At 46.8% G+C, this 25863-nt stretch carries 25 protein-coding genes; 11 read left to right on the forward strand and 14 right to left on the reverse strand.

Annotation, left to right across the window (positions count from 1 at the left end):
* Positions 1-27: 27 nt before the first annotated feature.
* The 4 genes from B5X68_RS11105 to B5X68_RS11120 form a co-directional block, all read right to left on the reverse strand.
* Complete coding sequence (locus B5X68_RS11105; RefSeq protein ID WP_082214739.1) at positions 28-1407, reverse strand: LamG domain-containing protein; 1380 nt, start codon at positions 1405-1407, stop codon at positions 28-30.
* Between the two features lie 90 nt (positions 1408-1497).
* The gene (locus tag B5X68_RS11110) at positions 1498-2304 is read right to left on the reverse strand and encodes a helix-turn-helix domain-containing protein (protein ID WP_082214740.1); all 807 of its coding nucleotides are present in this window, start codon (positions 2302-2304) and stop codon (positions 1498-1500) included.
* Between the two features lie 21 nt (positions 2305-2325).
* Positions 2326-3357 carry an SDR family NAD(P)-dependent oxidoreductase gene (locus B5X68_RS11115; protein WP_082214741.1) on the reverse strand — a complete coding sequence of 344 codons (1032 nt, stop codon included), beginning with the start codon at positions 3355-3357 and terminating at the stop codon, positions 2326-2328.
* Between the two features lie 102 nt (positions 3358-3459).
* Positions 3460-3699, reverse strand: a complete 240-nt coding sequence (locus B5X68_RS11120) for a hypothetical protein (protein WP_082214742.1) — start codon at positions 3697-3699, stop codon at positions 3460-3462.
* A gap of 157 nt (positions 3700-3856) precedes the next feature.
* Here B5X68_RS11120 and B5X68_RS11125 point away from each other — a divergent pair, with 157 nt between their 5' ends.
* Together B5X68_RS11125 and B5X68_RS11130 are read left to right on the forward strand one after the other, a co-directional pair.
* Positions 3857-4756 (forward strand): NmrA family NAD(P)-binding protein, encoded by a 900-nt coding sequence (locus B5X68_RS11125; RefSeq protein ID WP_082214743.1) that lies wholly within the window; start codon positions 3857-3859, stop codon positions 4754-4756.
* Between the two features lie 15 nt (positions 4757-4771).
* On the forward strand, positions 4772-5689 hold the full coding sequence (locus B5X68_RS11130) for a helix-turn-helix domain-containing protein (protein ID WP_082214744.1): 918 nt from the start codon (positions 4772-4774) through the stop codon (positions 5687-5689).
* 20 nt (positions 5690-5709) lie between these two features.
* Here B5X68_RS11130 and B5X68_RS11135 read toward each other — a convergent pair whose 3' ends face one another.
* Positions 5710-6012 carry a DUF1330 domain-containing protein gene (locus tag B5X68_RS11135; protein ID WP_082214745.1) on the reverse strand — a complete coding sequence of 101 codons (303 nt, stop codon included), beginning with the start codon at positions 6010-6012 and terminating at the stop codon, positions 5710-5712.
* A 130-nt stretch (positions 6013-6142) separates the two neighbouring features.
* Here B5X68_RS11135 and B5X68_RS11140 point away from each other — a divergent pair, with 130 nt between their 5' ends.
* Both B5X68_RS11140 and glgX read left to right on the forward strand, forming a co-directional pair.
* A complete protein-coding gene (locus B5X68_RS11140) occupies positions 6143-7120 on the forward strand; it encodes a TIGR03885 family FMN-dependent LLM class oxidoreductase (protein WP_082214746.1) in 978 nt (325 codons plus the stop codon).
* Between the two features lie 13 nt (positions 7121-7133).
* Positions 7134-9308 (forward strand): glycogen debranching protein GlgX, encoded by a 2175-nt coding sequence (gene glgX, locus B5X68_RS11145; RefSeq protein ID WP_082214747.1) that lies wholly within the window; start codon positions 7134-7136, stop codon positions 9306-9308.
* 1 nt (position 9309) lies between these two features.
* Here the strand turns inward: glgX and B5X68_RS11150 are convergent, their stop codons facing one another.
* The 3 genes from B5X68_RS11150 to B5X68_RS11160 are packed head-to-tail and all read right to left on the reverse strand — an operon-like array spanning position 9310 to position 12991.
* On the reverse strand, positions 9310-10299 hold the full coding sequence (locus tag B5X68_RS11150; RefSeq protein WP_082214748.1) for a glycosyltransferase family 9 protein: 990 nt from the start codon (positions 10297-10299) through the stop codon (positions 9310-9312).
* Complete coding sequence (locus tag B5X68_RS11155; RefSeq protein WP_229208365.1) at positions 10296-11279, reverse strand: glycosyltransferase family 2 protein; 984 nt, start codon at positions 11277-11279, stop codon at positions 10296-10298. The genes B5X68_RS11150 and B5X68_RS11155 overlap by 4 nt, the downstream gene beginning before the upstream one ends.
* Complete coding sequence (locus B5X68_RS11160) at positions 11279-12991, reverse strand: carbamoyltransferase family protein (protein WP_082214750.1); 1713 nt, start codon at positions 12989-12991, stop codon at positions 11279-11281. Before B5X68_RS11160 ends, B5X68_RS11155 begins: the two co-directional genes overlap by 1 nt.
* Positions 12992-13362: 371 nt before the next feature.
* On the opposite strand from B5X68_RS11160, the gene B5X68_RS11165 reads away from it, so the two are divergent.
* Genes B5X68_RS11165 through B5X68_RS11180 form a run of 4 tightly spaced genes read left to right on the forward strand, consistent with a single transcriptional unit; the run spans position 13363 to position 17331 of the window.
* Positions 13363-14370: a glycosyltransferase family 4 protein gene (locus tag B5X68_RS11165; RefSeq protein WP_082214751.1), complete on the forward strand. Its 1008-nt coding sequence runs from the start codon at positions 13363-13365 to the stop codon at positions 14368-14370.
* A complete protein-coding gene (locus B5X68_RS11170; protein WP_082214752.1) occupies positions 14342-15667 on the forward strand; it encodes a glycosyltransferase family 4 protein in 1326 nt (441 codons plus the stop codon). Before B5X68_RS11165 ends, B5X68_RS11170 begins: the two co-directional genes overlap by 29 nt.
* Entirely contained in the window at positions 15654-16241 is a 588-nt protein-coding gene (locus B5X68_RS11175; protein ID WP_082214753.1) for a D-glycero-alpha-D-manno-heptose-1,7-bisphosphate 7-phosphatase, read from the forward strand. The genes B5X68_RS11170 and B5X68_RS11175 overlap by 14 nt, the downstream gene beginning before the upstream one ends.
* On the forward strand, positions 16228-17331 hold the full coding sequence (locus B5X68_RS11180) for a glycosyltransferase family 9 protein (RefSeq protein ID WP_082214754.1): 1104 nt from the start codon (positions 16228-16230) through the stop codon (positions 17329-17331). Before B5X68_RS11175 ends, B5X68_RS11180 begins: the two co-directional genes overlap by 14 nt.
* Here the strand turns inward: B5X68_RS11180 and B5X68_RS11185 are convergent.
* Positions 17312-18199, reverse strand: a complete 888-nt coding sequence (locus B5X68_RS11185; protein ID WP_082214755.1) for a dienelactone hydrolase family protein — start codon at positions 18197-18199, stop codon at positions 17312-17314. The genes B5X68_RS11180 and B5X68_RS11185 overlap by 20 nt on opposite strands.
* A 130-nt stretch (positions 18200-18329) precedes the next feature.
* On the opposite strand from B5X68_RS11185, the gene B5X68_RS11190 reads away from it, so the two are divergent.
* The gene (locus B5X68_RS11190) at positions 18330-19745 is read left to right on the forward strand and encodes a sulfatase family protein (protein ID WP_229208366.1); all 1416 of its coding nucleotides are present in this window, start codon (positions 18330-18332) and stop codon (positions 19743-19745) included.
* A gap of 102 nt (positions 19746-19847) precedes the next feature.
* Positions 19848-20384, forward strand: a complete 537-nt coding sequence (locus B5X68_RS11195; protein WP_082214756.1) for a GyrI-like domain-containing protein — start codon at positions 19848-19850, stop codon at positions 20382-20384.
* Between the two features lie 26 nt (positions 20385-20410).
* Here B5X68_RS11195 and B5X68_RS11200 read toward each other — a convergent pair whose 3' ends face one another.
* The gene (locus tag B5X68_RS11200; protein ID WP_082214757.1) at positions 20411-20791 is read right to left on the reverse strand and encodes a response regulator; all 381 of its coding nucleotides are present in this window, start codon (positions 20789-20791) and stop codon (positions 20411-20413) included.
* 247 nt (positions 20792-21038) lie between these two features.
* On the opposite strand from B5X68_RS11200, the gene B5X68_RS11205 reads away from it, so the two are divergent.
* On the forward strand, positions 21039-23228 hold the full coding sequence (locus B5X68_RS11205) for a catalase (protein WP_082214758.1): 2190 nt from the start codon (positions 21039-21041) through the stop codon (positions 23226-23228).
* Between the two features lie 68 nt (positions 23229-23296).
* On the opposite strand, the gene B5X68_RS11210 is transcribed toward B5X68_RS11205, so the two are convergent.
* From B5X68_RS11210 to B5X68_RS11225, 4 genes are all read right to left on the reverse strand, one after another.
* Positions 23297-23782 (reverse strand): ankyrin repeat domain-containing protein, encoded by a 486-nt coding sequence (locus B5X68_RS11210; RefSeq protein WP_082214759.1) that lies wholly within the window; start codon positions 23780-23782, stop codon positions 23297-23299.
* Between the two features lie 2 nt (positions 23783-23784).
* The gene (locus tag B5X68_RS11215) at positions 23785-23982 is read right to left on the reverse strand and encodes a hypothetical protein (protein WP_082214760.1); all 198 of its coding nucleotides are present in this window, start codon (positions 23980-23982) and stop codon (positions 23785-23787) included.
* A 68-nt stretch (positions 23983-24050) separates the two neighbouring features.
* Positions 24051-24761, reverse strand: a complete 711-nt coding sequence (locus B5X68_RS11220) for a LytR/AlgR family response regulator transcription factor (RefSeq protein ID WP_082214761.1) — start codon at positions 24759-24761, stop codon at positions 24051-24053.
* A gap of 5 nt (positions 24762-24766) precedes the next feature.
* Complete coding sequence (locus B5X68_RS11225) at positions 24767-25828, reverse strand: sensor histidine kinase (protein WP_229208367.1); 1062 nt, start codon at positions 25826-25828, stop codon at positions 24767-24769.
* Positions 25829-25863: the final 35 nt, after the last annotated feature.

Genomic DNA, 25863 nt, shown 5'->3' on the forward strand with positions numbered 1-25863 from the left:
CCTTAGTCTCATTTCCCTGCCTTAAAATCAACTTCTTACTATCGGGCAGGAAGTCGAAGGTTGCACTGGCGGATGTGAATGCAAATTTGTCTTTGCCGAGCGTTTGAAGTTGCGCAGGTTCCTGGCCGGTGACTTGCACGATAGCTGCTTTTCTTTTCGGGTGAAAGTGAGTTTGTAATTGACGTCCGCATTGCTGTAAATGCCCTCATACTGGTTCAAGTCGAGGTTTCCGATTTCCTTAGCCATCGTGATGATGCCGCCAACTTCGTCGGTCCCGGTAATGCCTTCTGAGGATTCAAGCCTGGCCATTATTCCCCACCCGTAAAAATCATTCGCGACACCGATAAGCAGCTCATTTTCACCTGGTTTTAAGTTCAATGGTGTAGATGTGTTGTTTATGGAAATGCGGCCTTCCGGATATTTTCGCATTCCCTGCGCAAACAGGTTTTTGTCGACAAATATCATTTGGTTATTCAAAAACACCCATATTTCATCGCTAGCACCCAGATGAAGGTTAGTCTTTACAGCCTCTTTTGCAGTGATCCTGGTTTTTAGCCATACAACCCGCCTGTTTTTACTGCCGCCATACTTGCGGGTCAGACTTACCAGGCCCCTCCGTTCTGCTGATATGGTGTCGGCAAATGCGGAAGCTTGTGGCAAATTACGGAAAGATAGTTCGCTGCCGTCGGGTAAGTTTTGCGGCGCGGTTACCGCCCATTTTCTGAGATAGGTGGCGTCATTATCCGTCAGGTCCGGCAATGCCAGCGGGCTGAGTCCTTCTGTTTCGTTTGGCTTGACCTGGACATTGGCAATGTATGACGAACCTTCAAAAGCAATGCTGCCTTGCGCCTCATTGCCTTCCAGTTTGGGGATGTCCAGCACCGGACGAGGCGCGTTGTTGAGGAAAACCTGCATCCTGGCACCAGACATAACCAGCTTCAAATGATTCCATTCACCGGCTTTTGTCATGGCGCGCGCCTGGTATTCCGGATACATATCCCACATGTTGACCGCATCGAAATAGGGCGTGTACTGAATTCCCTCGTTTGCAAGCTTATTGCCCATTTTGCCTGCCCTCAAATACACGATCTCCTGTTCTTTTTCGTCTTTCCGGTGGAAATAAATGGAAAGTGCAAACTCCGGCAGCACCGGCTCAATGTCATACTCGATCGTCCCGTCTTTGAAGACCACATTTTTCAAAACAACCTGACCGGAACCCTGGGAGATTTTCATGGCCTTTTGGCCTTTGTAATCCTCAAACTTTACTTTTCCTTCTTTGAACTCCCAATTGTCCGGCGTCAGCGCAACCTGGTAATCTGCCCTTTTAGCTGCCGGGATTTCTTTTTTCTTCTGCGCAAAACAGGGGATCGCGAGCAGGATCAATAACATTTGAACGAACTTTTTCATGACATTTTTGCTGTTTAATTTTTTTGCAAAAATGCATTTTAGCCACCGTCAGGCCGGTTCAAATCCATGCCAAGTTCGTACAAGTTGAGCTTAGCCCGCCGTTTCGGTAGGCGCATAGCCAAATCGCCTCTTAAACGCGAACCCAAAATGCGACAGGTTTTCAAATCCGACTTCCAGATAAACTTCGGAAGGCTTCCGTTTCTTTTCGCGAATCTGGTAATGTGCCAGATCGAGGCGTTTTTCGGTCAGCCACTTTTGGGGTGTGGTTTGGAAAGTCTTTTTGAAATCGCGTTTGAATGTGGTAAGGCTGCGGCCGGTGAGATATCCGAACTTGTCCATGGACATATTGAACATGTAATTTTTCTCCATAAAATCGGTCAGGCTTATTTTACCCGGTTCGTCAAAGTTGGCGAGCAAATGATCGATATCGCGATCAATGGTCCTGAGAATGGTGATGGCTTCTTCGATTTTGATAGAAGCAATATTTTCCGGCAACGGCTCTTGCAGCTCAAAATAGGGGATCAGCGAATGGAGACAACTTTTCAGCAATGGATGCTGTTCGAATGTGCGAAAGATCGGCGGATGCATTTGTTTGACTTCCACCTTATTCACATTATAAAAGTCGGTCAGCCGCTTCTTGGTGAGATGCATAACCGCCGACTGATGCGGCTGGCCATATTTTGGATAATTAATTACCGTAACCAATTGATTGCGTGGGAACAGCAAAATGTCTCCTGCCGAAAACCAGTAGGTTTTATCGCCTTGTACGATCTTGGTTTCACCCGAAATCAGCCACACCAGCAAATGCTGTTCAAAAAGCACATCCGCTTTATAAAATGTATCATCGAAGCGCGATAATTTCAGGTCGGGGTGGATATACTGCGTTTGATGTCCCACGATTTCAATGGTTATATGATCTTAATTTGCCAAAAACGTTAAACCTATGAGCTCCTCACTCAATTTCCACAAGCGCGTTGCATGCTCAGGGTCCAGAGAATACGGTTTTACGCCGCGAAGCGTCAACGGATCATTATAGTTTTGCTCAATGTTTCCTTCGTCCAGTTCGGCTACGTCTGCATTTTCACAATATAACCCTCCCAGATTTGCCAGTTGCGGACTTGTTGCACACCAAACCGTGGTGGCGGCTCCCTGTTCAATGGTCTTTAACTTACTGGCGACTTCCGGGAAAATGTTTCCATCCGCATCATGCGTGCCCATTTGCTGAAACAGGTCCATTGGCGCAACACGCCCCAGGTCCGTTCCGTTAACAGACCCGGGATGAAGCGAAAAGGCACGGACACCCACATTTTTACCGCGCCGGTCCAGTTCTACCGTAAAAAGGTTATTCGCGGTTTTCGATTGCCCGTATCCGGATAATGTGTCATAGTCCCGGTGCTGGAAATTAGGATCTTCGAAATTAAACGGTGCCATCTGATGACCATAGGAAGACACATTGACAACCCGTGCATGTCCCGCTTTTTTTAACGCGGGCCAGAGCCTCAGCGTAAGATGAAAATGGCCTAAATGATTGGTTGCCAGCTGTGATTCATAGCCTCGTGCAACACGCTGAAGCGGCACCCACATAATGCCTGCATTGTTAATCAGCAAGTGAAGCGGGCTGCCGGCAAGCAGAAATTTTTCAGTAAATGTATCAATGGAGGCCGGATCCATAAGATCCATATGTTCGATTGTTACATTCGGTATGCCTTCCAGATTTTTGGCTGCCTTGTTTATATCGCGTGCAGGAACCACCACTTTCGCTCCTGCTCCAATGAATGTTTTCACTGTTTCGAGTCCTATTCCGGCATATCCGCCCGTGACGATTGCTGTTTTGCCAGTGAGATCAATTCCTTTAATGACTTCGGCCGCTGTGGAATGGGCTGTAAAGCCCGACTGAATTGGTTTTTGTAATGCCCCGTTGTAATGACTTGAAATGGTTATTTGTTCCATGATTTTTTGATTTAAATGATGGAACAAATTTAGGCTGCGCGCTTCTCCGCGTTTTTGTTTTAAAGGCCGTATTTATTTGTTTTAAAGACCATGTAAATTCTTTTAATCCTCACTTTCTTCCTCATCTTCAACCCCCTCGAAATAATTAACGACAGTCATGAGCGGCAGGGTGGTCCGGTCGGCGGCGTTGGACATTTGTATGACGGCGCGGTCAATGTTGGTTTTGTCAAAGCCAATAAAATGCCCTTCTATTATCTCACCTGGCCTTAGCTGGTAAGAAATCGCCTTATCAATATATTTCGAAGCCCGCTTTTGCAAGCCTGTAAGTTGTGGTTCCGACATTAATCTTGTTGGTTAATGATTCATTCTATTTCGACTCTCTGCAAATATCTTTCCAAATTTTACAATATCATCCTTCTTTCGGCTACAACAACCATAGATTTGGCTACGTCCGCTTTTTAGCTGCTGCGCAATTTTGCATAAACTAAAAAACAGACAAATGAAAATTGTAGTAACAGGCTCGTTAGGACACATCAGCAAGCCATTGACAGCAGAATTGATTCAAAAAGGACATGCGGTTACCGTGATCAGCAGCAATGCGGAAAAGCAGAAGGACATTGAAACATTGGGAGCCACGCCTGCGATCGGCTCAATGGACGATGCCGATTTTCTTACAGCCGCATTTGCGAATGCAGACGCAGTTTACACGATGGTGCCGCCAGCTAATTATTTCGATCATAACCTGGATTTGCTTGGATATTATCGCAGCAAAGGACGTAATTATGCAAAAGCTATCAGAGAAACCGGCGTAAAACGCGTGGTTAACCTCAGCACCATTGGCGGACATCTTGGTGCAGGAGAAGGCTCCGGGATTTTACTTGGTGCGCACGATGTTGAGTTGATCCTGAATGAGTTGCCTTCGGAAGTTTCCATTACGCATATAAGGCCCACCTCGTTCTATTACAACTTGTTTGGTTATGTAGAAGCGATTAAAAGTCAGGGGCTTATTATTGCCAATTACGGTGCAGAGGACGAAATTCCATGGGTTTCGCCCGTTGATATTGCGACAGCCGTGGCTGAGGAACTTGTAAAGCCGGATTCCGGCAGAAATGTAAGATATGTAGCCAGCGACGACCGCACCGGGAATGACACGGCGGCCGTTTTGGGCGCCGCTATCGGAAAGCCCGATCTGAAATGGATCATTGCTTCCGACGCGCAAGTGCAAAGTGCACTCGAAGGAATCGGAATGAACCCCAGGATCGCTGCAGGTCTGGTCGAAATGTATGGAAGTTTGCATAATGGCGTGCTTGCAGCGGATTATCTTCGCCATAAGCCCGTGATGGGCAAAGTGAAGCTGGAAGATTTTGCCAAAGAATTTGCCGCTGCTTTTCAACATTAATCGTTACATTGTATTATGGCAAACGCGCAACTTCGTCGATTTAAAACCATCAGTGAATTTCACAAGTTCAGAGGATTACCGAAGCCGGAACATCCGCTGATCAGTGTGATCAATTTGGAGATGATCAGCCATTTATCGGCAAATGAGTGGAGTCTGGTCAACGATTTTTATTCCATTTCGCTGAAAAGGAATTTTAATGTGAAGATCAAATATGGTCAGCAGGAATTTGATTTCGATGAAGGGGTGATGTTCTTCATGTCGCCGGGCCAGATCCTGCGGCTTGAAGTGGATCGCGATATGCAATTGGAACAATCGGGATGGATGTTGCTTGTCCATCCCGACCTCCTATGGAACACGCCGCTGGCCAAAACCATCAAGCAGTACGAGTATTTTGACTATTCTGTGAACGAAGCGCTTTTCCTGTCGGATAAAGAAGAAGTGATCGTTTCGGGAATTATGCAGGGTATCCAGCAGGAATATCATTCCAATATCGACAAGTTCAGCCAGGACCTGATCATTGCCCAGCTGGAAGTTTTGCTCAAATATTCAGAGCGTTTCTATCAGCGCCAGTTTATCACCAGAAAAATAAGCAACCACAAGATCCTGGACAGGCTTGAACGCGTCATCGCTGATTATTTCAATAGTGAAGACCTCGTTCAAAAAGGCTTACCGACAGTCCAATACATTGCCGAAACATTGAACATCTCACCCAATTACCTGAGCAATATGCTCAAACTATTGACCGGCCGGACCACGCAACAGCACATTCACGACAAACTGATTGAAAAAGCCAAGGAGAAGCTGTCTGTTACGGACCTTTCCGTCAGCGAAATCGCTTATGAACTTGGGTTCGAACATCCACAATCATTCAGCAAATTATTTAAAACAAAAACGAACTTTTCGCCATTGGAATTCAGGCAATCCTTCAACTAGCGGCTGCCTGAATTAGATTCTTATAACGCATTTCCTTCAATAAGTATAATCCGCTCAACGGACTCGTCTTTCAAATGCATATGCTTCAAGCGCTGGGGATCATCCCGGTAGCTTTCAAAACTCTTCCTGTCCAGAAAAGTCACCAGATGGATCTCGTAAGGATGGCCTAATGTGGTGGCAACGACGGAAGACACGCTCGGCCTGATGCGGTAAATCAGCTCGCCATTATGTTGTTTGAGCAATGGCAAAACCTGGTCTTCAAAAAAGTGGAAGGAGCTTTCTTGGCCTTCTTTGATAAAAATAAGCTGTGTATAATAGATCATGGCTAAGGAATGTTTGCAGTAAACCTTTAAATCATCAACTCAAAGATGTGCAAAATTTAACAGGCTTGGTAACCATATGTGTTGAAATGGGTACGATTTTTATAATCAACCGGTATCCATTTTACCAGATATGACTAAGATACAGATCGGCTATCATGCCTCACACGAACAATTTAGACCAAGTCAGTTAACCGAATATGCGATCCAGGCCCAAAAAGCGGGATTTACAGCTGCGCTCAGCTCCGATCATTTTTATCCTTGGGGTGAAACGCAGGGTGAAAGCGGTTTTGCTTGGAGCTGGCTGGGAGCGGCTATGCAGGCTACAAACCTGAGTTTTGGAATAGTGAATGCGCCGGGTCAGCGTTACAATCCCGCTATCATTGCACAGGCCGTTGCGACGTTGTGCGAAATGTTCCCGCAGCGCTTTTGGATCGCAGCCGGAAGCGGCCAGTTCCTGAATGAGCACATTACCGGTGAAGAATGGCCCGCCAAAATGGTGCGTAACCAACGCCTTAAAGAAAGTGTGGACGTAATGCGGGCACTGTGGGCGGGAGAAACGGTTACACACAATGGGCTCTTTGAAGTGTATGACGCCAGATTGTACACGCTTCCGGGTTACATGCCATCAATAATCGGCGCCGCCATCACTGAGAAAACCGCCGAATGGGTAGGAGGATGGGCGGACGGCATGATCACTACTTCGCGTCCACCAGCCGAATTGAAAAAGATGGTCGAGGCATTCAGGAAAGGCGGTGGCGAAGGCAAACCTATTTATCTCAAAGTGCAGCTTTCATACGATATCTCCATGGAGAAGGCACTGACCGGTGCGCACCAGCAATGGAAAAACAATGTGTTCCCTTCGTCACTTTTGGCCGATATTCGTGGTCCAGAGGGTTTTGACGCAGCCGGTGCAATGGTCAGGCCGGAGGATATGCATTCGGCTGTACGTATTTCGGAAAGTACGGACCAGCATGTGGAATGGCTGTCACGCGATATTGAAGCGGGCGTTTCGCATTTGTATCTGCACAATGTGAATCTGGAACAAAAGAATTTCATTGACGTATTCGGGGAAAAGGTTTTACCACATCTTAAAAACAGTACAAATTAAATTACCACGCGCTATGAGCTATACTATTCAAAATGAAGTAATTGAGTCGCCCGATTCACTTGAACTGGGCATCAGGCCTGGGGCCCCTTATCCGTTGGGATCGACCTGGGATGGAGAAGGTGTTAATTTTGCCATTTTTTCGGAGAATGCTACGAAAGTGGAATTGTGTCTTTTTGGAGACGCCGACGCCCGAGCGGAGAATGTCAAAATAGACATTGAAGAGGTTTCACACAACATCTGGCATGTGTATGTGCAGGGGATCGGACCGGGGCAGCTCTATGGTTACCGCTTTCATGGGCCTTATGAACCTGAGAAAGGGCATCGTTTCAACCCAAACAAATTGGTGATCGATCCTTATGCAAAAGCATTGTCCGGAACAATAGATTGGGACGATTCGCTCTTTGCCTATGAGATTGGTCATGAGCAGGAAGACCTCTCTTTCAGCGAAACCGATAGTGCACCGCACTTACCCAAATCCATCGTCATTGATACCGCTTTTGACTGGGAAGATGATAAATCTCCAAAAATTCCCTATCACGACACCATCATTTACGAAGCGCACGTCAAAGGCCTTACCAAGCTACATCCGGAAATTCCGGCAGAAATTCAGGGCACTTATGCAGGCATTGCGCATCCCGTGATGATCCAGTATTTAAAGGATCTGGGCATTACCGCTATTGAGCTTATGCCTGTGCATCATTTTGTTGCTGACCGGCATTTGCTCGAAAAAGGGCTTACGAATTATTGGGGATACAACACACTCGGCTTTTTCGCCCCGGATGTGCGCTATGCGAGTAACAGCGATGGAGGGGCACATGTTCTGGAATTTAAAAACATGGTCAAAGCATTGCATAGTGCCGGGATTGAGGTAATTCTGGATGTTGTTTACAATCATACGGCGGAAGGGAATCACCTGGGCCCGACATTTTCTTTTAAAGGAATTGACAACAAAAGTTATTACAGGCTGGAACCCGAACAACCAAGATATTACAGGGATTACACCGGAACAGGAAATACCATTAACACCCAGCTTCCCAATGTGCTCGGAATGATCATGGATAGCCTGCGTTACTGGATTACAGAAATGCATGTGGATGGGTTCAGGTTTGACCTTGCATCCACACTGGCCAGAACACTGGACGAAACGGATACACTGGGATCTTTCTTCAACATTATATACCAGGATCCGATTATTTCACAAGTTAAGCTGATCGCAGAGCCCTGGGACATTCACGAAGACGGTTATATGGTAGGCAAATTTCCGCCTGGATGGGCCGAATGGAATGATCAATATCGCGATTGCGTACGCTGTTACTGGCGCGGAGCCGAACGTACACTTTCGGAATTTGCACAACGCTTTACCGGCAGTCCCGATTTATACCAGGGTGGTTACCGTAGCCCGATGGCCAGCGTCAATCTGATCACTGCGCACGATGGTTTCACATTGCACGATCTGGTTAGCTTCAACGATAAACATAATGAGGCCAATGGGGAAGACAACAAGGATGGCAACAACGATAACAGTTCCTGGAACTGCGGCGTGGAAGGTGCAACAGACGATCAGGACATTATAGCCTTGCGTAACAAGCAGAAACGTAATTTCTTAACTACACTATTTCTCTCACAGGGTGTTCCTATGCTGGTTGCAGGGGATGAGCTGGGGCGAACGCAAGGTGGAAATAACAATGCTTATTGCCAGGATAACGAAATCTCATGGATCCACTGGGAAGAAGCGGATCATCAGCTGCTTGATTTTACTAAAAAGCTGATCTGGTTTTGCAAAGACCACCCCTCGTTCAGGCGCAGAAGGTGGTTCCAGGGCTTGCCGGTGACCGGATCAGATGTAGAAGACATCCGATGGTATTCTCCTGACGGCAACTTAATGTCCGATGAGAACTGGGAGCATGATTTTGCGAAATCTTTGGGCGTTTATCTCAATGGCAAGGGAATCAGATGTGTAAATTATGACGGTCGGAAGATTACGGACGATAGTTTTTACATCATTTTCAATGCACATGAGCAAGCGCTGGATTATGTGCTTCCGGCCGATCAGTGCAACAACAACTGGAAAAAAGCCATCGATACAAGCGACGGCTTTATCGGTGATGATACCGAGGAATTTGAACCGGGTAGCAGCATTAAAGTTCAGGGGCGTTCAGTGCTTGTGCTGAAATGCCATCTTGGTTGATTCAAACGACTGGCGATCTCAAAACATCGACGAGGGCAAGCACAGAGTTGAAATCCTGTGCTTTTGTCCAGTCGATGGTTTTATGAAGATCCTTATTTAATGGCCCCCAGCGTTCCGGTTCGCCGTCCATACTGATCACAATGCTGGGGGTTTCCATGGCTGCTGCAATGTGTGACACCCCGGTACAGTTGCTGATCAGCAGTTTGGCATCCTTAATAAGCTGTCCGATTTCACCCAGGTTTGTTTTTCCGGTAAGGTCAATGGCCGGAAAGTCCATCAGGTCTATAACTTCGGCTGTAATGTCGGCTTCTTCTTTGGTTCCAGTCACATAAACCTGGAAACCCATTCCCGCACACTGGTCGGCGAGGCAGGCAAAGTGGGTGGTTGGCCACTGTCGCCACGCACCGCGAGAGCCCGGGTGCACACATACGTAAGGCCCTTGCGGCAGCTTAGATTTTATTTTATTCAAATGCTCTGTTTCCATTTCGTTTACCGGGAATTCCAGTGCTGTTCCCTGTGGCTGGATCCCCAGGTTAGCCAGCATTAATAAGTGCTTTTCGATCTCAGAAATGCCATTGGGATATTCAGTAAATAAACCGCTTTCCCTGTAACTTCCCGCGCTATGGAATCCTGCAACCGGCCCGGCGCGGAGACTTTCCAGCATATCGTTCACGATCCCGCCGCTGCCTTGCATTTGCAGGATAAGGTCAAATTTTTCCTGTTGCATGCGGCTTACGAAATCGTTCCATAATGTCTGGTCAAAAGGTTGCTCGGGCAAGCCATGATAACCAGGAAAATGGATGAATTTATCGATATAGCTCGAAAAGCGCTCCGTAAAACCAGAGGCCCACGGCAGGCCCAGGAGTGTAATTTCAGCATCCGGATATTGCTTCCGCAGCGCCCTCAATGCGGGAACGGAACAAAGCATGTCACCTAGCTGCAAAGCCCGGAAAACGGCGATTTTGTGGGTGGTATCGGCAGGGAATTTCATAGGAAAAAGACTTTGTATCGCAATGCTCCGCGAAGTGTCCAGTAAACGGAAAGATATGGGATTACCAATGACGTGATGATCATTTCCGCCCGATGTGCGAAAGACATATCTGTGCCTCTCAGCCGTTTTATAATAAACAAAATCAAAGCAGCAGCCCAGACCGACAATGCTGTTATTGCCAGGCTATTGAACCCTGATATGAATGCTATAATGGCAATAATGCTTGAAATTATGATCGTATAGTAATTCCAGACGGGGCTCCGGGCAATTTTTTCCCTGTACAGTTGTGGATGCTTTTTAAATAATAACGCATTGAACATACTTTTTTGCTGGTCGCGGATGCTGGTTCCCCAGGAAGCTGCCCTTGCGGGATGGCAAATCACTGCCTCGGCCACATGAATGATGGGCAAATTTTCCTTTAAAAGCTTGAATTGCAGCTCAGAATCTTCGCGCCAGGCAATGGGAAAGTCTTCATCAAAGCCACCGATACGATCAAGTGCAGCCTTGGAACAGGCGCAATTGGCAGTAATGAATTCCGCGGTTGAAAGATGCGCTACATTCTTCTGGTAATCCGTCGGACGTGCCGGAACCGGAACAATTACTTTGCCCGTAAAGCCGATAAAGTGTCGGTTACGAAGCTGGTATGCGGTCCAGTATGCATCGAGCCAGCGACTTTCAGGGATACAGTCGTCATCTGTAAAAACGATCAATTCGCCTGCGCCCTTTTTCCAGCCATAATTCCGCGCAGCTGCCGGACCTTTTTTGGCAGGCAATTCATGGAATGATAGCGGGAAATCGGGATGTTCGCGTATTAAACTCACTATAAGCGAACGCGTTGCCTCATCCGGGCCGTCGGAAACGACCAGCACTTCAAACGAGCAATCCGGACAATGTTGCTGCCGGATTGCGTCGAGGCACCTGCTGAGTAAGGCCGGACGCCGGTAAGTAGGGATAATGACACTGATGTTCGCGGTTCGCATTATTTTTCAAGTATAAAGGAATTGATGATCAATGCATCAAAGGGCGAAGTCCAAAAGCATTCAATTGCGTCCCTGGGTGAGCATACGATAGGCTCTCCGCGCGTATTGAATGATGTATTCACAAGAACAGGCACGCCTGTCAACTTTTTGAATTCGCTGATCAGCTTGTAATAAAGCGGATGTTGCTGTGCATTAATTGTCTGCACCCGAGCCGTTCCGTCCGTATGCCTGACGGCCGGGATCTGATCTGCTTTTTCATCTTTGACCGGATACACGAAAAGCATAAAGGGTGAGACATCGGCATGCTCAAACCAATCGGGCGCATCTTCTTCCAAAACCACCGGCGCAACCGGCCTGAAATCCTCTCGGTCCTTGATATCATTCAACCTTGCCTGCATGTCGGGATGGATCGGCGAAGCGAGGATGGACCGGCTTCCCAGCGACCGCGGGCCAAATTCCATACGGCCCTGGTACCAGGCAATGATCTTGTCCTCGGCCAGTATTGCAGCTGTTTCTTTGGCAACATCATATAAGCGTTTATAAGGCATTTTGGCCCAGATCATAAATTTTTCAATTTCATCATCTGTATATTCAGGTCCCCAGTAGACATGATCCATCGGCGCCGTATATCGAGCACCGTTTTGCGCATTTAGCTGCACATCGAGCCACTGCGCCGCGCCCAATGCAGTTCCGGCATCGCCCGCCGCAGGTTGCACCCATACATTTTTGAATGGACCTTTGTCACGGATTACTGCGTTCATCACACAGTTCAATGCAACGCCGCCTGCCATACACAGGTTTTCTGCCTGCGTTTCCTGATAAAGCCAGTCGGCCAGTTTCAAAACGGTTTCTTCCAACGCTTTTTGCAGGGAATGCGCGATATCATGGTGCAGCTGTTCAAAAGGATCTTCCTTTGTGCGCCCCGGACCCCACCATTGTTGCGGGTCAAATTCGTCGATCGTGTACCGGCCATTTTCCTGAACATGGATGATGGAACGGAAATCTTCCAGATACACCGGCTTGCCGTATGATGCGAGCGCCATCACTTTGTATTCGTCGGATGAATGCAGGAAACCCAGATATGTAGTGATTTTTTCATACAACATTCCCAGCGAGTGGGGCATGTCGACCGTCGCGAGTTGCACCAGCGAATTATCCTTACCCAAAAAATAACCCGTGGTTGCTTTTTCGCCACGGCCGTCCAGCGTCATTACAGCTGCCTCGGTAAATGGCGAAGGAAAAAATGCACTTGCTGCATGGGCAACGTGGTGGTTCACAAATTCCCATTTTTCTGTAAGGGATCCGGCGCCAGCCAGGCGTTTTTGTAAATGATGCGGATAACCGTCACGCAACTGCTCGGGTGCTTTTCGGATATAATTCAGGAACAAAGTGTCCCAGCCATTGTAAACGTCAGCCTGGACCAGCACATCAGATCCTGAAAGCAGATCTTCCTCGTAAACCGATGCTTCGTTAACACCTTCCGGATCAAATGAATAGGCAATACGGTCGACATCTTTTATCGTGATACCAGCCGTTTTCAGGCAGTAGTCAATGGCATGAAATGGCAATTCCCAAGTGGAGAATGGCACGGGGCGCTTGCCGTGCTTGATATGTGTGAATCTTTCTTCCTCGGCTGCGGCAATGATCTTGCCGTCTTTCACGAGGGCAGCAGCGGTGTCATGAAATGCCGCGTTAATCCCTAAAATATACATAGCTCATCGGTCAGGTTAAAATGCAGCCCGACCTTACAAGGATTATGCCAACGCGGGTGGCTGAGCAGGATTAATTTACCCCGAAAGCGAATTGCCATATGGCATGCTATACATATAATAGCTTTTCATGTATTTGAATGCAAAAATTCAACAATTCTGTTGTTTAGCCCTGCTTGCAAGTGGGGATAAACTGTGGACATTCTTCTATTCCCAGTTTGTTTACGGCTGTATCCTTATACGTTGAGTTAGAAGCGTTTCTCCTGCGTTTAGGCATAAAATCTGCTAAAATAGTGTGTATCAGGGAAGCGGTTCTTTCGGGATGGCACCGTTTTTTACAAGGGGCGTTCTGTTTAACGGAAAATGCAACAAATATGAACGGGAATATCAGTACGGAAAAGAGGCTTAAAATTTTCACATGGCACATACATGGAAGCTATCTCTACTATCTTTCGCAGGGAGAATATGACATCTTTATTCCGGTAAGGGGGGCCAAAGATGAAGGTTATTATGGTCGTGGCACCACATTTCCTTTCGGGCCTAATGTCATAGAAATTCCCGCGGCGGAAGTCCGGAACATGGACTTCGACTGTATCCTGTTCCAATCCGAAAGAAATTTCCTGATAGACCAGCATGAGATACTTGCCGACTGGCAGAAGCGACTCCCCAGAGTATACGTTGAGCATAACACGCCCGAGCAACACCCTACGAATACGAGGCATGTCATGACGGACCCGGAGGTTACGTTGGTTCACGTGACACATTTCAACAAATTGATGTGGGATAGCGCCGGCTTGCGCAATGTGCGTGTGATTGAGCATGGGGTTTGCATTCCCGATGTTACTTACCAGGGCGACATCCCGCGAGGAATCGTTGTCATCAACCACATCCAGCAACGCGGCAGAGTTACGGGTTGGGATGTTTTTGATGAAGTAAGAAAGCATGTACCGATCGATCTTGTGGGAATGGGTACATTGGAATCCGGCGGGCTGGGAGAGGTGCTGAACCCACAATTGCCGGAGTTTATCAGCCATTATCGGTTCTTTTTCAACCCGATCCGCTACACCAGTTTTGGCCTGGCCGTTTGCGAAGCCATGATGACAGGCATGCCCGTGGTGGCTATGGCGACGACGGAATATGTGACTGTGATCAAAAACGGTGAGTCGGGATTTATTGATACCAACATTGACAATCTTATCGAAAACATGAACAGGCTGATCGCGGACCAGGGCGAAGCGAGGCGCCTGGGTCAACATGCCAGAGCAATTGCTTTGGCCAAATTCAGCATTGACCGCTTTACCAGTGACTGGGAAAAAATCTTCAGACAGACTATTCAATTAAATATTCGCAATCATGAAAAAGAGGATAGCATTTATCAGTGAACACGCTTCTCCGCTTGCAGTTCTGGGAGGGGTGGATAGCGGAGGACAAAATGTATATGTGGCCGAGATCTGCAAGTCACTTGCGAAACTTGGCTATGTAATCGACATTTTTACCAGAAAGGATAATGAGGAACTGCCGCAAATTGTCTCATGGCTGCCCAACATCCGGGTGATTAATGTTGATGCGGGTCCTGCAACAGAAGTAGCAAAAGAGCTCTTATTGGGCTATATGGATGATTTTACAACCAATATGATCCGTTTTATCCGTAACAGCCGTATTGAATATGATCTGATCCATGCCAATTTCTTTATGTCGGGTTTGGTTGCTTCCTCTATCAAGAAAGCACTGGGAATTCCGTACGTGATCACATTTCATGCTTTGGGAAAAATCAGGATGATCCATCAAAAGGAAAAGGATGCATTTCCCGCAGCGCGTCTTGACATTGAGCAGATGATTGTGAATGATGCCAATTTCATTATTGCCGAATGTCCGCAAGACCGGCAGGACCTTATCGATTATTACAATGCCGACCCGAGTCGCATCAGTATTATTCCGTGCGGATTTAGTTCGGACGAATTCTATCCAGCTTCCAAAACCGCCGCCAGACGGAGACTTGGTTTGAAAAAAGATGAAGTGATTTTACTACAATTAGGCAGAATGGTGCCTCGCAAAGGCATTGATAATGTGATCCGGGCCATGCGCCATCTCACAGACGTTCCCAGGATCAAACTGCTCGTTGTGGGAGGATCGGATGAGAAGCCTGATTTTGAAAAGAACCTGGAATTGAAAAGGCTTAAAGAGATTGCAGATGCAGAAGGCGTTCAAAACCACGTGGAATTTGTGGGTCGCCGGAACCGCCAGCAGCTGCGTGACTATTATCAGGCAGCGGATTTCTTCATTTCTACACCCTGGTATGAACCGTTTGGCATCACACCCCTGGAAGCGATGGCTTGCGGAACGCCCGTGATCGGATCTAATGTGGGAGGCATAAAATATACAGTACAGCATAACCGGACGGGTTTTCTGGTCCCGCCCCATAATCCGGAAGCACTTGCCAAAGCATTGCGTGAAGGCATTTCCTGCCCTGAAAAATACCGGAATCTTTGTCGGAATGCATTGAGCCGGGTGAATGAAAAGTTCACATGGGATAAAGTGGCTAAAAGTGCGCATCAGCTTTATATGAAAGTAACCAACCGCAATTACAGCGGCCGCGTTTACCTTCTGCATGTAAAAGAGCTTGGAAGAAATGGACTGAAAAATTACCAACCAGGCGCCATAACCTATGCCACATCCTGAGCATATGCCAGCCAAAGCCGTTTTTTTAGACAAAGACGGCACATTGATCAAAGATGTGCCGTATAATGCCGATCCTGAAAAAGTGCTATTTGAAACTGGCGTTTTCCAGGGATTGGCTTCTTTGCAGGCGATGGGATACCAGTTAGTGATTATTTCTAATCAGCCCGGCATAGCGTTGGGGTTGTTTTCTCAGAAGCAGCTGGATGATTTGATCACTTATTTTTATCAAATTTTCGAACAGAATGGCCTCACACTTTCGGGCTTTTACTATTGCCCGCACCGTCCGGGTGAAAACCCGGATCTTTGTACATGCAGAAAACCACAGGCCGGACTGATTTTGCAGGCGGCAGCGGCGTTGGAAATTGATTTACAGCAATCGTGGATGATAGGTGATATTTTGAATGATGTGGAAGCCGGCAACCGCGCTGGCTGCCAAACTGTTCTGATCAATAACGGCAACGAAACGGAATGGCTCGCCGGACCTTTCCGAACGCCCGATTGTCTTGCGAAAGACTTTACGGAAGCAGTGAATTTCATTTATTCCAAAATTACCACGTCCTATGTACAGGCATAACAAATATAAAAATGTGCTTTGCATACGTGCCGATAATATGGGCGACGTCATTATGGCGTCACCTGCATTCCGTGCTTTAAAGGAGACATTTGATAGCAAAATTACCCTGTTAACTTCCAAGGCGGGCTCTATTATAGCACCTCACATTCCAGGTGTGGATGACGTGATGGTCGCTGATCTTCCCTGGGTCCAGAGTACGAACGCCGAAAATCCAACGCTCGAATCCCTGGCAGCAGAATTGAAGCAAAGAGCATTTGACGCAGTGGTTATTTTTACGGTTTACAGCCAAAGTGCATTGCCGGCTGCAATGTTGGCATACATGGCCGGCATTCCTGTGCGACTGGCTTATGCAAGGGAAAATCCTTACCAATTGCTAACACATTGGTTACCAGATTTGGAACCTTATGAAATGATTCGCCATCAGGTTGAGCGGGATTTGGAACTGGTTAAACATATCGGCGCTGAGACGGAAGAAAGCCAGCTTATCCTTGATACAAGGGACGCTGACCGTGCAGCGCTAACGAAAAGTGTTGCCAACATTAAAATTGACATTCAAAAACCGTTTATCGTGCTTCATCCGGGCGTTTCAGAGGAAAAAAGGCAGTATCCCGCAGAGCACTGGATCGAAACGGGAAAAGCGCTTTTAGAAAAGTATGGATTACCAATTTTAATCTCAGGTTCAGGGGCAGAAAAGCAGCTAACCGACCGGATTGCAACCAAAATAGGCGAATCCGCCGTTTCGGTTGCCGGGCTTTTTTCAATTGGAGAATTTATTTGTCTGCTCGAAAAAGCGAGCCTGCTGATCTCAGTTAACACTGGAACGATCCACATTGCCGCCGCAATGCAGACTCCAATGATCGTGCTTTACGCGCAAACCAACCCGCAGCATACGCCCTGGCATTGCCAGCACCGGATCCTTGAATTCTCCGTGCCTGAGCATTTAAGGAGCCGAAATATGGTCATTCGCCATGTTACTGAAACGCTCTACGCCGATTATATTGCTTATCCGACACCCCAGCAAATCCTGGCAGAAACGGATGTGATCAGCTCTGCCAGGTTACTAAAAAGGACTACGCCAGCTTTTCTTTAAAAAAGTCGATCGTGCGTTTCCAGGCAAGTTCCGCGGCTGCTTTGTCGTAACGGGGCGTGCTGTCGTTGTGGAAACCGTGGTTTGCATCTGGATACATGTGGGCTGTATATTCTTTCTTATTTTCCTTCAAAGCATTTTCATATGCAGGCCATCCCTCATTCACGCGGGTGTCCAGGCCTGCATAATGAAGGAGAAGGGGCGCTTTTATTTTGGGGACATCCTCAACGGCAGGCTGGCCACCGTAAAAAGGCACAGAAGCCGCAAGTTCTGGAATTCTGACAGCCATCATATTGGCGATCGCACCACCAAAACAGAAACCTACAACTCCGATTTTTCCGTTGCAATCTTTATGGTTTTTTAAATATTCATAAGCCGCAATGAAGTCTTCCGACATTTCATTCCGGTCGCGTTTGCTTTGCATTTCACGTCCCTTGTCATCATTTCCGGGATAGCCGCCGAGTGGTGTCAAAGCGTCCGGCGCGATGGAAATGAATCCCGCCAATGCGACTCTTCGGCCTACGTCCTCAATGTAAGGGTTCAAGCCACGATTTTCATGGACTACCACTACGCCGCCCAGTTTCCCGGTTGCGCCTTCCGGCGTTGAGAACAACGCCTTGATCGTTTTGCCGCCCTTCGGTGAATCATAGTTGATATAGTCCGATTTTAACCGGGAATCATTGGGTAGCACCTGGATTGTTCCCTGGTAATCAGGCATTAAGAAACTCATCAGCGAGGCAACGGTGATGCCGCCGACAGCGTAAGCGGATAAATTCTGCATAAAATTCCGCCTGTCGATCCGGTCGTGTGCATAGTCGTCATAAAGGTCAAACACCTCTTGCTTAATGTCCTCTTTTCTAATCTGGCTCATAATTGTTCGTTGTAAAGGTTTTGGATCTGTTCCCTATTAAAGAAAGCATTTACTTTCAAAAGTTACCGAAATTGTATTTGGATTCCTGCAAAATATTTTATCTATTTAGCAGGATACATCTGTTATTGCTTTGAAAAAAATCATCTCATTTACAGGCCAGTACATACTAGGTTTTTCAGCGGTTTTAGCCATGCTGAGTTTCAGGTTAATCCCTGAGTGTAACGGCGCAAATAAACAAAAGGAAGCACGGCCTAATGTTGTTATCATTATGGCGGACGATCTGGATAGCAAGCAATTGAGCTGCTATGGCGGCCAGAATCTTCAAACAACGAACATTGACAAACTCGCTGAGCAGGGTTTGAAATTCAACAACATTTATGCTTCCGAAGCGATGTGCGTGCCTACGCGTGCATCACTTTTCACAGGCCTGTATCCAGTGCGCCACGGCTCTTATCAAAATCACAAACCTGTTTATGACAACCTCAAAAGTGTCGGACATTACCTGGCTGATCTGGGCTATCGCGTTGGTTTGACGGGAAAAGACCATGTTACGAAACCAAAAGCGGTTTTTCCGTTCGACATTATCGAAGGTTTTGAACCCAATTGCGTGTCTCCAACGGACGAATACAGCTTGGAAGCTGTCAAAAAATACATGACAGCAAGTGAAAAGCCTTACTGTCTGTTTGTGATGAGCATTAACCCGCATACGCCGTGGACATCGGGCGATACAACAGAATTTGATCAAAAAAAGCTGAAACTGCCTTCGGATTGGGTGGATACGCCGCTGACGCGGCGCCAATATGTGAAGTATCTGGCTGAAATAAGGCGCCTGGATAACCAGGTAGGCGATATCACAAAGCTGCTGACAGAAACGGGACAGGATAAAAATACGATCGTGATTTTCCTCGGTGAGCAAGGCGCACAGTTTCCCGGTGCAAAATGGAATTTGTGGGATTCCGGACAAAAAAGCTCGATGATCGTGAGGTGGCCTGGACAAGTGAAAGCGAAAGCCGAAACAAATGCGATCGTCCAGTATGAAGACATTACGCCCACATTGATCGACATTGCAGGCGGAAAAGCAATTGCCGGGTTGGATGGGCAGACCTTTCTCCCTGTTTTAAAAGGCCAAAGCAAAACGGCCAGAGCTTATGCGTATGGCATTCATAACAATATCCCCGAAGGCGATCCTTACCCGATCCGCAGCATTCGTGATGATCGTTACAAGTTGATAGTGAACTTGTTGCCTGAGACTGAATATTATAATCGCTTTATGATGACGCGGGAGCGCAAGGACAGGAACACAGTTTGGTTTTCCTGGGTTGATAAGGCTGCGGATGATCCGAATGCCAAAAAGATCACATCCCGCTTCGTAAACCGGCCACCAGTTGAATTTTATGATTTGCAAAATGACCCTTTCGAACTGAATAATCTTGCAAGCGACCCTGCCCAGGCGAAACGGATCGAAACATTCAAAAAAGAGTTGCAAGCGTGGATGAAGCAACAAGGTGACGCTGGTGCCTCGATTGACATTGCAATAAGGAAGTGAGTTTATTTTTTGTCGCAACAAGCCCTTGTATTTGTCGCAATTAGCCTCTTAGGGTTATGTTTTGAACTGCTAGATTTGTAATACAACAAATCCAAATCCGCCATGCTTTCAGAACCAAAAACCGAGCGCCGGGAAGAGCTGCATTATCTGTCTATATCCAAGACCGTCCACATGCATGATATCCCGGACATCCTGCCTCCGCTTATTCCGGAAGTGAAGGATTGGATGCAAAAACGAAACATTGACGCGGCCGGGCCGGATTTCTTTTTGTACAGATCAATGAATGAAAAGGGTGAACTGGATTGCGAGGCAGGTTTTCCTGTCAGCAAGCCTGTGGAAGGTGATGAACGTGTAATTGCGGGGAGTTTTCCGGCAGGACATTATGCCAGCATCATTTACACCGGACATTTTAAAGATATGATGCAAGCGCACGTTGCATTGGAAAACTGGATCAGGGAAAAAGGGTTCATTGAAAAGGCACACCGTGAAAATGGCCGCACGCAATGGGGCGGGCGCACGGAGTTTTACCTGGTAGATCCTGACTTTGAGCCTAATCCGGACAAATGGCAAACGGAAATCGTCTTTTTACTGGAAGACTTTCACGCTGGGGATGAGGCAGGTCCCGCTCAACAGAAGTAATGCTTTTTCATAAAGGTAATTGACCGTTATGCTATCAATGGCTTCATAATGTTCAGAAGGCCTTCAAAGCTGTCGGGTTTCGTAATGTAATCCGCAGCGCCCATTTCTTTCACGGTGCGAATAGTTGACGGGCTTGAAGCCGTTGAAAAAATAATGACGGGTATATTTTTTAAGCTGTTGTTATTTTTTATCTGACTCAAAAAAACTTCGCCGTTCATTTTTGGCATATTGAGGTCCAGGAAAATAACATCGGGTTCCAATTGCTTGCTGGCCAGTTTGTTCAGTGCGTCACTGGCATCAAAGATTGCGTCAAAGGATACGTTATCGGAAAGCTGGTTTAATGCAGATCGAAAAATGTCATGTTCATCTTCGTCGTCATCAATCAGCAATATATTTTTAAAAGCCATTTTTTAGAAGGGATAACTGGGGCTGCGCAAATCCGGCATACGGTTCAATATCATAAATTTATCCATTTTTCGGGCAATATCTCCACAGTTACTGCTAATAACCCTCATTTTATTCAATTTTAAGGTAACTCGATGCCCGTTTCGTACGAGAAGCGGCTGTTGAGCATTTTCCTGAGGTGGAACGCATATTGTAGTACACGGCTAAAAATCCGGTTAACAAACGCCGCCACCAAAAATTATTCACCTTATGAAAACGAGTAAGCCGTCGGACAAGGAAGTTAAGCAACCCGACAATGCCAAAATTCAAAATTTGGACCCGCATATTGCAGACGCCACAAACGAGCTGATGACCACAAATCATGGTTTGCGCATTAATGATGATCAAAATTCCCTGAAAGCAGGTGAGCGCGGGGCCACATTGCTGGAAGATTTTATCCTGAGAGAAAAAATTACCCATTTCGACCACGAGCGAATTCCTGAACGCATTGTTCATGCCAGAGGATCGGGTGCTCACGGTGTATTTAAGGTTTACAAACCGATGGGTGATGTAACAAAAGCTCAATTTTTGAATGATACAAGCATAGAAACACCCGTTTTTGTACGGTTTTCAACTGTTGCGGGATCAAGAGGATCAACTGACCTGGCGCGGGATGTGCGTGGATTTGCTGTTAAATTTTATACGCAGGAAGGAAATTTTGACCTGGTCGGCAATAATATGCCTGTGTTTTTTATTCAGGATTCGATCAAATTTCCGGATTTGATCCACGCTGTGAAGCCAGAGCCGGACAACGAAATTCCGCAGGCCGCTTCGGCTCACGACACGTTCTGGGACTTTATCTCGATCATGCCCGAATCTGCGCATATGATCATGTGGGCCATGAGCGATCGTGCGCTGCCACGCAGCTATCGCATGATGGAGGGGTTTGGAGTCCATACTTTCCGGTTTGTGAACGCGGCGGGAGTAAGCAGTTTTGTGAAATTTCACTGGAAACCGCTCTTAGGCGTGCATGCAGTGGCCTGGGACGAAGCGCAAAAGATTTCGGGTAAAGACCCGGATTTCCATAGAAGGGATTTATGGGATGCGATTGAGAACGGCGACTTCCCCGAATGGGAGTTGGGCGTGCAGATCGTTCCGGAGGAGGATGAGTTTAAATACGAATTCGACCTTTTGGACCCAACCAAGATTATACCAGAAGAACTTGTGCCGGTTCAACGGATCGGGAAAATGACATTGAACCGCAATCCGGACAATTTCTTTGCCGAAACCGAGCAAGTCGCGTTCCACGTTGGCCACATTGTTCCGGGAATTGATTTTACCAATGACCCATTGCTTCAAGGAAGACTGTTTTCTTACACGGATACGCAGCTGCTTCGCCTGGGAGGGCCTAATTTTCACGAAATACCCATTAACCGTCCCATAGTGCCGGTGCATAACAACCAGCGAGACGGACATATGCGCCAGACCATCAACCGGGGCAAATCGAGCTATAATCCGAACACATTAGGCAATGGTTATCCGTTGCAGGCGAAAGCATCGGAGGGCGGTTTCACGACTTATCCAGAGCGCATTGATGCCCGGAAAGTGAGGGCACGCAGCAAAAGTTTCTTCGATCATTTCAGTCAGGCGAAGCTGTTTTTCAACAGCCAGTCTGATCCTGAGAAAAATCACATTGTGGATGCATTGAGTTTCGAGCTTGGTAAGGTTAACTTTCCTGAAATCCGCGAAAGAATGCTGGGTATTCTCGGCCTCATCGACAAAGATCTGGCCGGACAGGTTGCATTTGCCTTGCGTTTGCCAGTTCCGAAAATACCGCAACAGCCAGTTAATCATAGCATTCCAGCCGATGGCGATCCTGCTGATTTTGAATCATACATTTTTGAGAGCTCACTCACTTCCTCAGAAGCACTGAGTATGGCTAATACGCCAAAGGACAGCATTAAGACGCGTAAAATTGCGTTTTTAGCGGCCGACGGTGTGAATGCCGCTTCAATGCAAACCGTGAAAACTGCATTGGAAGGAGCAGGAGCGATTGTTGAGATCCTGGCGCCAAACCATAACTACATTGTTGCGGAAAACGACGAAAAAATTCCGGTAACCCACAGTTTGCTTACAGTCGCATCCGTATTTTATGATGCGGTATATGTTGCAGGTGGCACCAATAGTGTGGCTACAATAGAGGCGGATGCAGACGCGATCCATTTCCTGAATGAGGCGTTCAGGCATTGCAAGGCAATTGCGGCGGATGCGTCTGCTATGCAAGTGTTGGAAGCGACTTATTTCGGAAAGAAACTGCCAGCTGATTTTTCTGACAAAAGCATTCTCGCAGAAGGTGTGATCGTAGGTGACGACGCAAATGGGCTAGCTGATAAATTTATCCTTGCCATTGCACAGCACCGGTTTTGGGAGCGCGAAAAACCACGTAAGGTTCCGGCATAACCGACTGATTGAAACAAACAAAACCCCGCACAGCATTATGTTGTGCGGGGTTTTGTTTTATTTTTTGATTATGCCAAAAGCGCGACAGCTTCATCATTGCCCTGTTGCAAAGCCAGATCTTCCACAGAAAGTCCGCGATTATCAAGAATCGTTTTATCCGCCCCGCGGTCCAGAAGCAGCCTTACCAGATCATTTCTGCCAAACATTGCTGCGAACATCAGAGCAGTTCCGCCGTTGCCGTGTTGCATGTTCAGGTCTGCGCCATTGGCTATGAGCAATTCCGCAATGTCTGCATAACCCTTGAACGAAACGCCCATCAATGCAGTGTTACCGCCAAAATCATATGCATTTACATCCGCGCCGGATTCAAGCAGCAACTTAGCTGTTTCAAACCGGTTGTTATAGCAGGCAATAATCAGCGGTGTGTAACCTTTTTCATCCTGAACATTAATGTCGGTGCCGCGGCTCAGGATTTCCTCCACCACCGGATTGTTCCCTAATCGCGCGGCATGAATAAGCACATGATCCAGATTTACATTTTCAATATTTTCCATTTTTATAATGATGCGTTTGCTCCCAGTTTTTCTTCAATTTCGTCCTTTGTCCCGCTCACAAAGTACTTATCGCCATTTTTCAGGATCAAAAGGCTGAACCTGAAATCCGCATCCGGGACAATTTCCTCAATGTCCTCGCTACGCAGCTCAATTTCGCCTGACTCACCGTCTTTTAAAGTAAAAGTTGCCTTACCTGCCATATTTTGTTTGTGATTTAATTTAGAGGTCCTTAAAGCGGGTAGGAGGTCAAAAAGTATGCCATGCGCAATTATTGCTCACCGATCACTCTTTCCAGCTCTTCTTTGTAATTTCTGCCGATGGGGATTTGGTGGCCATTCAATGCGATCCGGTTTTTTTCGATGCGGGTGATTTTGGCAATGGAAACGATGAAGGATTTGTGAACGCGGAGAAATTTGGCTTTGGGAAAAATGTCAAGCATCGCTTTAATGGAGCCTTTAATGACGATTTTTGCAGAATGCGTGTAAATGATCGCGTAGTCTTTCAATCCCTGGATATGCGTCACATCGTCGAACTGCAACTTGATACGCTGAACGCCGCTTTTAACAAACACAGATCCGTGCATTTCGCCGGCATTATCCTCAATGTTGACATTCTGATCTTTTAACGCCAAAAAATCCCTTACTTTTTCAATGGCTTGTATGAACCGGCCGAAAGAAATCGGTTTGAGCAGAAAATCAATGACGCCCAATTCAAAACCTTCAAAAGCGTAATCGCGGTAAGCGGTTGTGAAAATGGTTAAAGGCGGCTGTTCCAATGTTTTAAGGTATTCAATGCCAGTCATTTCCGGCATTTCAATATCTAGGAAAAGTAGGTCCGCCTCGTTGATTTCCAGATGTTTTTTCGCGTCCGAGGCATTGCTGAATTGCGTTATGGATTCAATAAAATCAAGTTTTTTTAAATATCCTTCCACAACTTCCCGGGCTAGGGGCTCATCGTCGATGATCACGCATTTTAGCATAGGTCCTAAAATTCAATTTCGAGATTAACCAGGAAAGAGTTTCCCTTGTCCTGGGTCTTTAAAGTGTGTTTGGCGGGATAAAGCAGTTCGAGGCGTTTCCGCAAATTATCCAGTCCGATGCCGCCTTTACCAACCGGCACGTGGATGGCGGGTTTGCTGTTTTCAATGTCCATTTTAAGCGACGACTTATTCACCCGCAAATCTCCATGGAGCCATGCCGTGCCATTTTGCTGGCTGACGCCATGCTTCATCGCGTTTTCAACCAGCGGCAGCAATAGCAAGGGTGCGATAACCTGTCCATTTACGTCCCCGCTGACATTCAGGATAATATCAGAATGATCACCAAAACGCAATTTTTCCAGTTCAAGGTAAGTGTTAAGATAACCGATCTCTTTTTGCAAAAGTACGCGCGAATTGTCGCTGTCATAAAGCATATATTCCATCATTTCAGACAATTTTAGCACAACATCCGGCGCCAGATCCGACTTTTTTAATGTAAGTGCATACAGGTTGTTCAGCACATTGAACAGGAAATGCGGGTTCACCTGCGATCGCAGAAAATTGACTTCGGCCTGCAATTTTTCAACGGTTATTTTCTGCAAAATCCGCTGCTGTTCATACCAGTCAAGGCTCAGTTTCAGCGCGAGCATTAACCCGACATACCAGAGTGTGCTGAAAAAATTATAGGATAATGTTTCAATCCAGTTGCTGTTGCGCATCGGCCCGATGACATAGCCATAAAGGTAAAAGTCGAAAAGGCTCTGCATAAGCAGATAGCCGAGTATGGAAAGAAAAACAGCCGTCACGTATAAGCCGTATCGTTTTTTCAGCAGCAGGTTAGGCAGGAAATAATGCAGGTTTAAGTACGCGATCACGATCAGCATTAAAATCCGGCCCACAACGCAGATCACGAAATACGGCATGCTGGCTTTATAGATCAGATAGCGTTTCTCGTAAATGAAGAAACCGGTGATGAATATCCAGTAAGCAGCATGCAACAGCGCGTATTTGACTGTTATCTCACGTTTTGAAAACGGAATTTTAACATTTCGGTCAAAGAAATCCATCTTTATTTTGTTAAAATCGTGGCGCATGATTTCCC

Origin of the sequence: Dyadobacter psychrophilus, assembly GCF_900167945.1 — a bacterium.
Taxonomy (GTDB): domain Bacteria; phylum Bacteroidota; class Bacteroidia; order Cytophagales; family Spirosomataceae; genus Dyadobacter; species Dyadobacter psychrophilus.

What these genes read in the sequence shown, in the direction of transcription:
- B5X68_RS11105 (WP_082214739.1), bottom strand. Translation starts at nt 1,407, where the DNA reads ATGAAAAAGTTCGTTCAAATGTTATTGATCCTGCTCGCGATCCCCTGT.
- B5X68_RS11115 (WP_082214741.1), bottom strand. Translation starts at nt 3,357, where the DNA reads ATGGAACAAATAACCATTTCAAGTCATTACAACGGGGCATTACAAAAA.
- B5X68_RS11120 (WP_082214742.1), bottom strand. Translation starts at nt 3,699, where the DNA reads ATGTCGGAACCACAACTTACAGGCTTGCAAAAGCGGGCTTCGAAATAT.
- B5X68_RS11125 (WP_082214743.1), top strand. Translation starts at nt 3,857, where the DNA reads ATGAAAATTGTAGTAACAGGCTCGTTAGGACACATCAGCAAGCCATTG.
- B5X68_RS11130 (WP_082214744.1), top strand. Translation starts at nt 4,772, where the DNA reads ATGGCAAACGCGCAACTTCGTCGATTTAAAACCATCAGTGAATTTCAC.
- B5X68_RS11135 (WP_082214745.1), bottom strand. Translation starts at nt 6,012, where the DNA reads ATGATCTATTATACACAGCTTATTTTTATCAAAGAAGGCCAAGAAAGC.
- B5X68_RS11140 (WP_082214746.1), top strand. Translation starts at nt 6,143, where the DNA reads ATGACTAAGATACAGATCGGCTATCATGCCTCACACGAACAATTTAGA.
- glgX (WP_082214747.1), top strand. Translation starts at nt 7,134, where the DNA reads ATGAGCTATACTATTCAAAATGAAGTAATTGAGTCGCCCGATTCACTT.
- B5X68_RS11150 (WP_082214748.1), bottom strand. Translation starts at nt 10,299, where the DNA reads ATGAAATTCCCTGCCGATACCACCCACAAAATCGCCGTTTTCCGGGCT.
- B5X68_RS11155 (WP_229208365.1), bottom strand. Translation starts at nt 11,279, where the DNA reads ATGCGAACCGCGAACATCAGTGTCATTATCCCTACTTACCGGCGTCCG.
- B5X68_RS11160 (WP_082214750.1), bottom strand. Translation starts at nt 12,991, where the DNA reads ATGTATATTTTAGGGATTAACGCGGCATTTCATGACACCGCTGCTGCC.
- B5X68_RS11165 (WP_082214751.1), top strand. Translation starts at nt 13,363, where the DNA reads ATGAACGGGAATATCAGTACGGAAAAGAGGCTTAAAATTTTCACATGG.
- B5X68_RS11170 (WP_082214752.1), top strand. Translation starts at nt 14,342, where the DNA reads ATGAAAAAGAGGATAGCATTTATCAGTGAACACGCTTCTCCGCTTGCA.
- B5X68_RS11175 (WP_082214753.1), top strand. Translation starts at nt 15,654, where the DNA reads ATGCCACATCCTGAGCATATGCCAGCCAAAGCCGTTTTTTTAGACAAA.
- B5X68_RS11180 (WP_082214754.1), top strand. Translation starts at nt 16,228, where the DNA reads ATGTACAGGCATAACAAATATAAAAATGTGCTTTGCATACGTGCCGAT.
- B5X68_RS11185 (WP_082214755.1), bottom strand. Translation starts at nt 18,199, where the DNA reads ATGAGCCAGATTAGAAAAGAGGACATTAAGCAAGAGGTGTTTGACCTT.
- B5X68_RS11195 (WP_082214756.1), top strand. Translation starts at nt 19,848, where the DNA reads ATGCTTTCAGAACCAAAAACCGAGCGCCGGGAAGAGCTGCATTATCTG.
- B5X68_RS11200 (WP_082214757.1), bottom strand. Translation starts at nt 20,791, where the DNA reads ATGGCTTTTAAAAATATATTGCTGATTGATGACGACGAAGATGAACAT.
- B5X68_RS11205 (WP_082214758.1), top strand. Translation starts at nt 21,039, where the DNA reads ATGAAAACGAGTAAGCCGTCGGACAAGGAAGTTAAGCAACCCGACAAT.
- B5X68_RS11210 (WP_082214759.1), bottom strand. Translation starts at nt 23,782, where the DNA reads ATGGAAAATATTGAAAATGTAAATCTGGATCATGTGCTTATTCATGCC.
- B5X68_RS11215 (WP_082214760.1), bottom strand. Translation starts at nt 23,982, where the DNA reads ATGGCAGGTAAGGCAACTTTTACTTTAAAAGACGGTGAGTCAGGCGAA.
- B5X68_RS11220 (WP_082214761.1), bottom strand. Translation starts at nt 24,761, where the DNA reads ATGCTAAAATGCGTGATCATCGACGATGAGCCCCTAGCCCGGGAAGTT.
- B5X68_RS11225 (WP_229208367.1), bottom strand. Translation starts at nt 25,828, where the DNA reads ATGGATTTCTTTGACCGAAATGTTAAAATTCCGTTTTCAAAACGTGAG.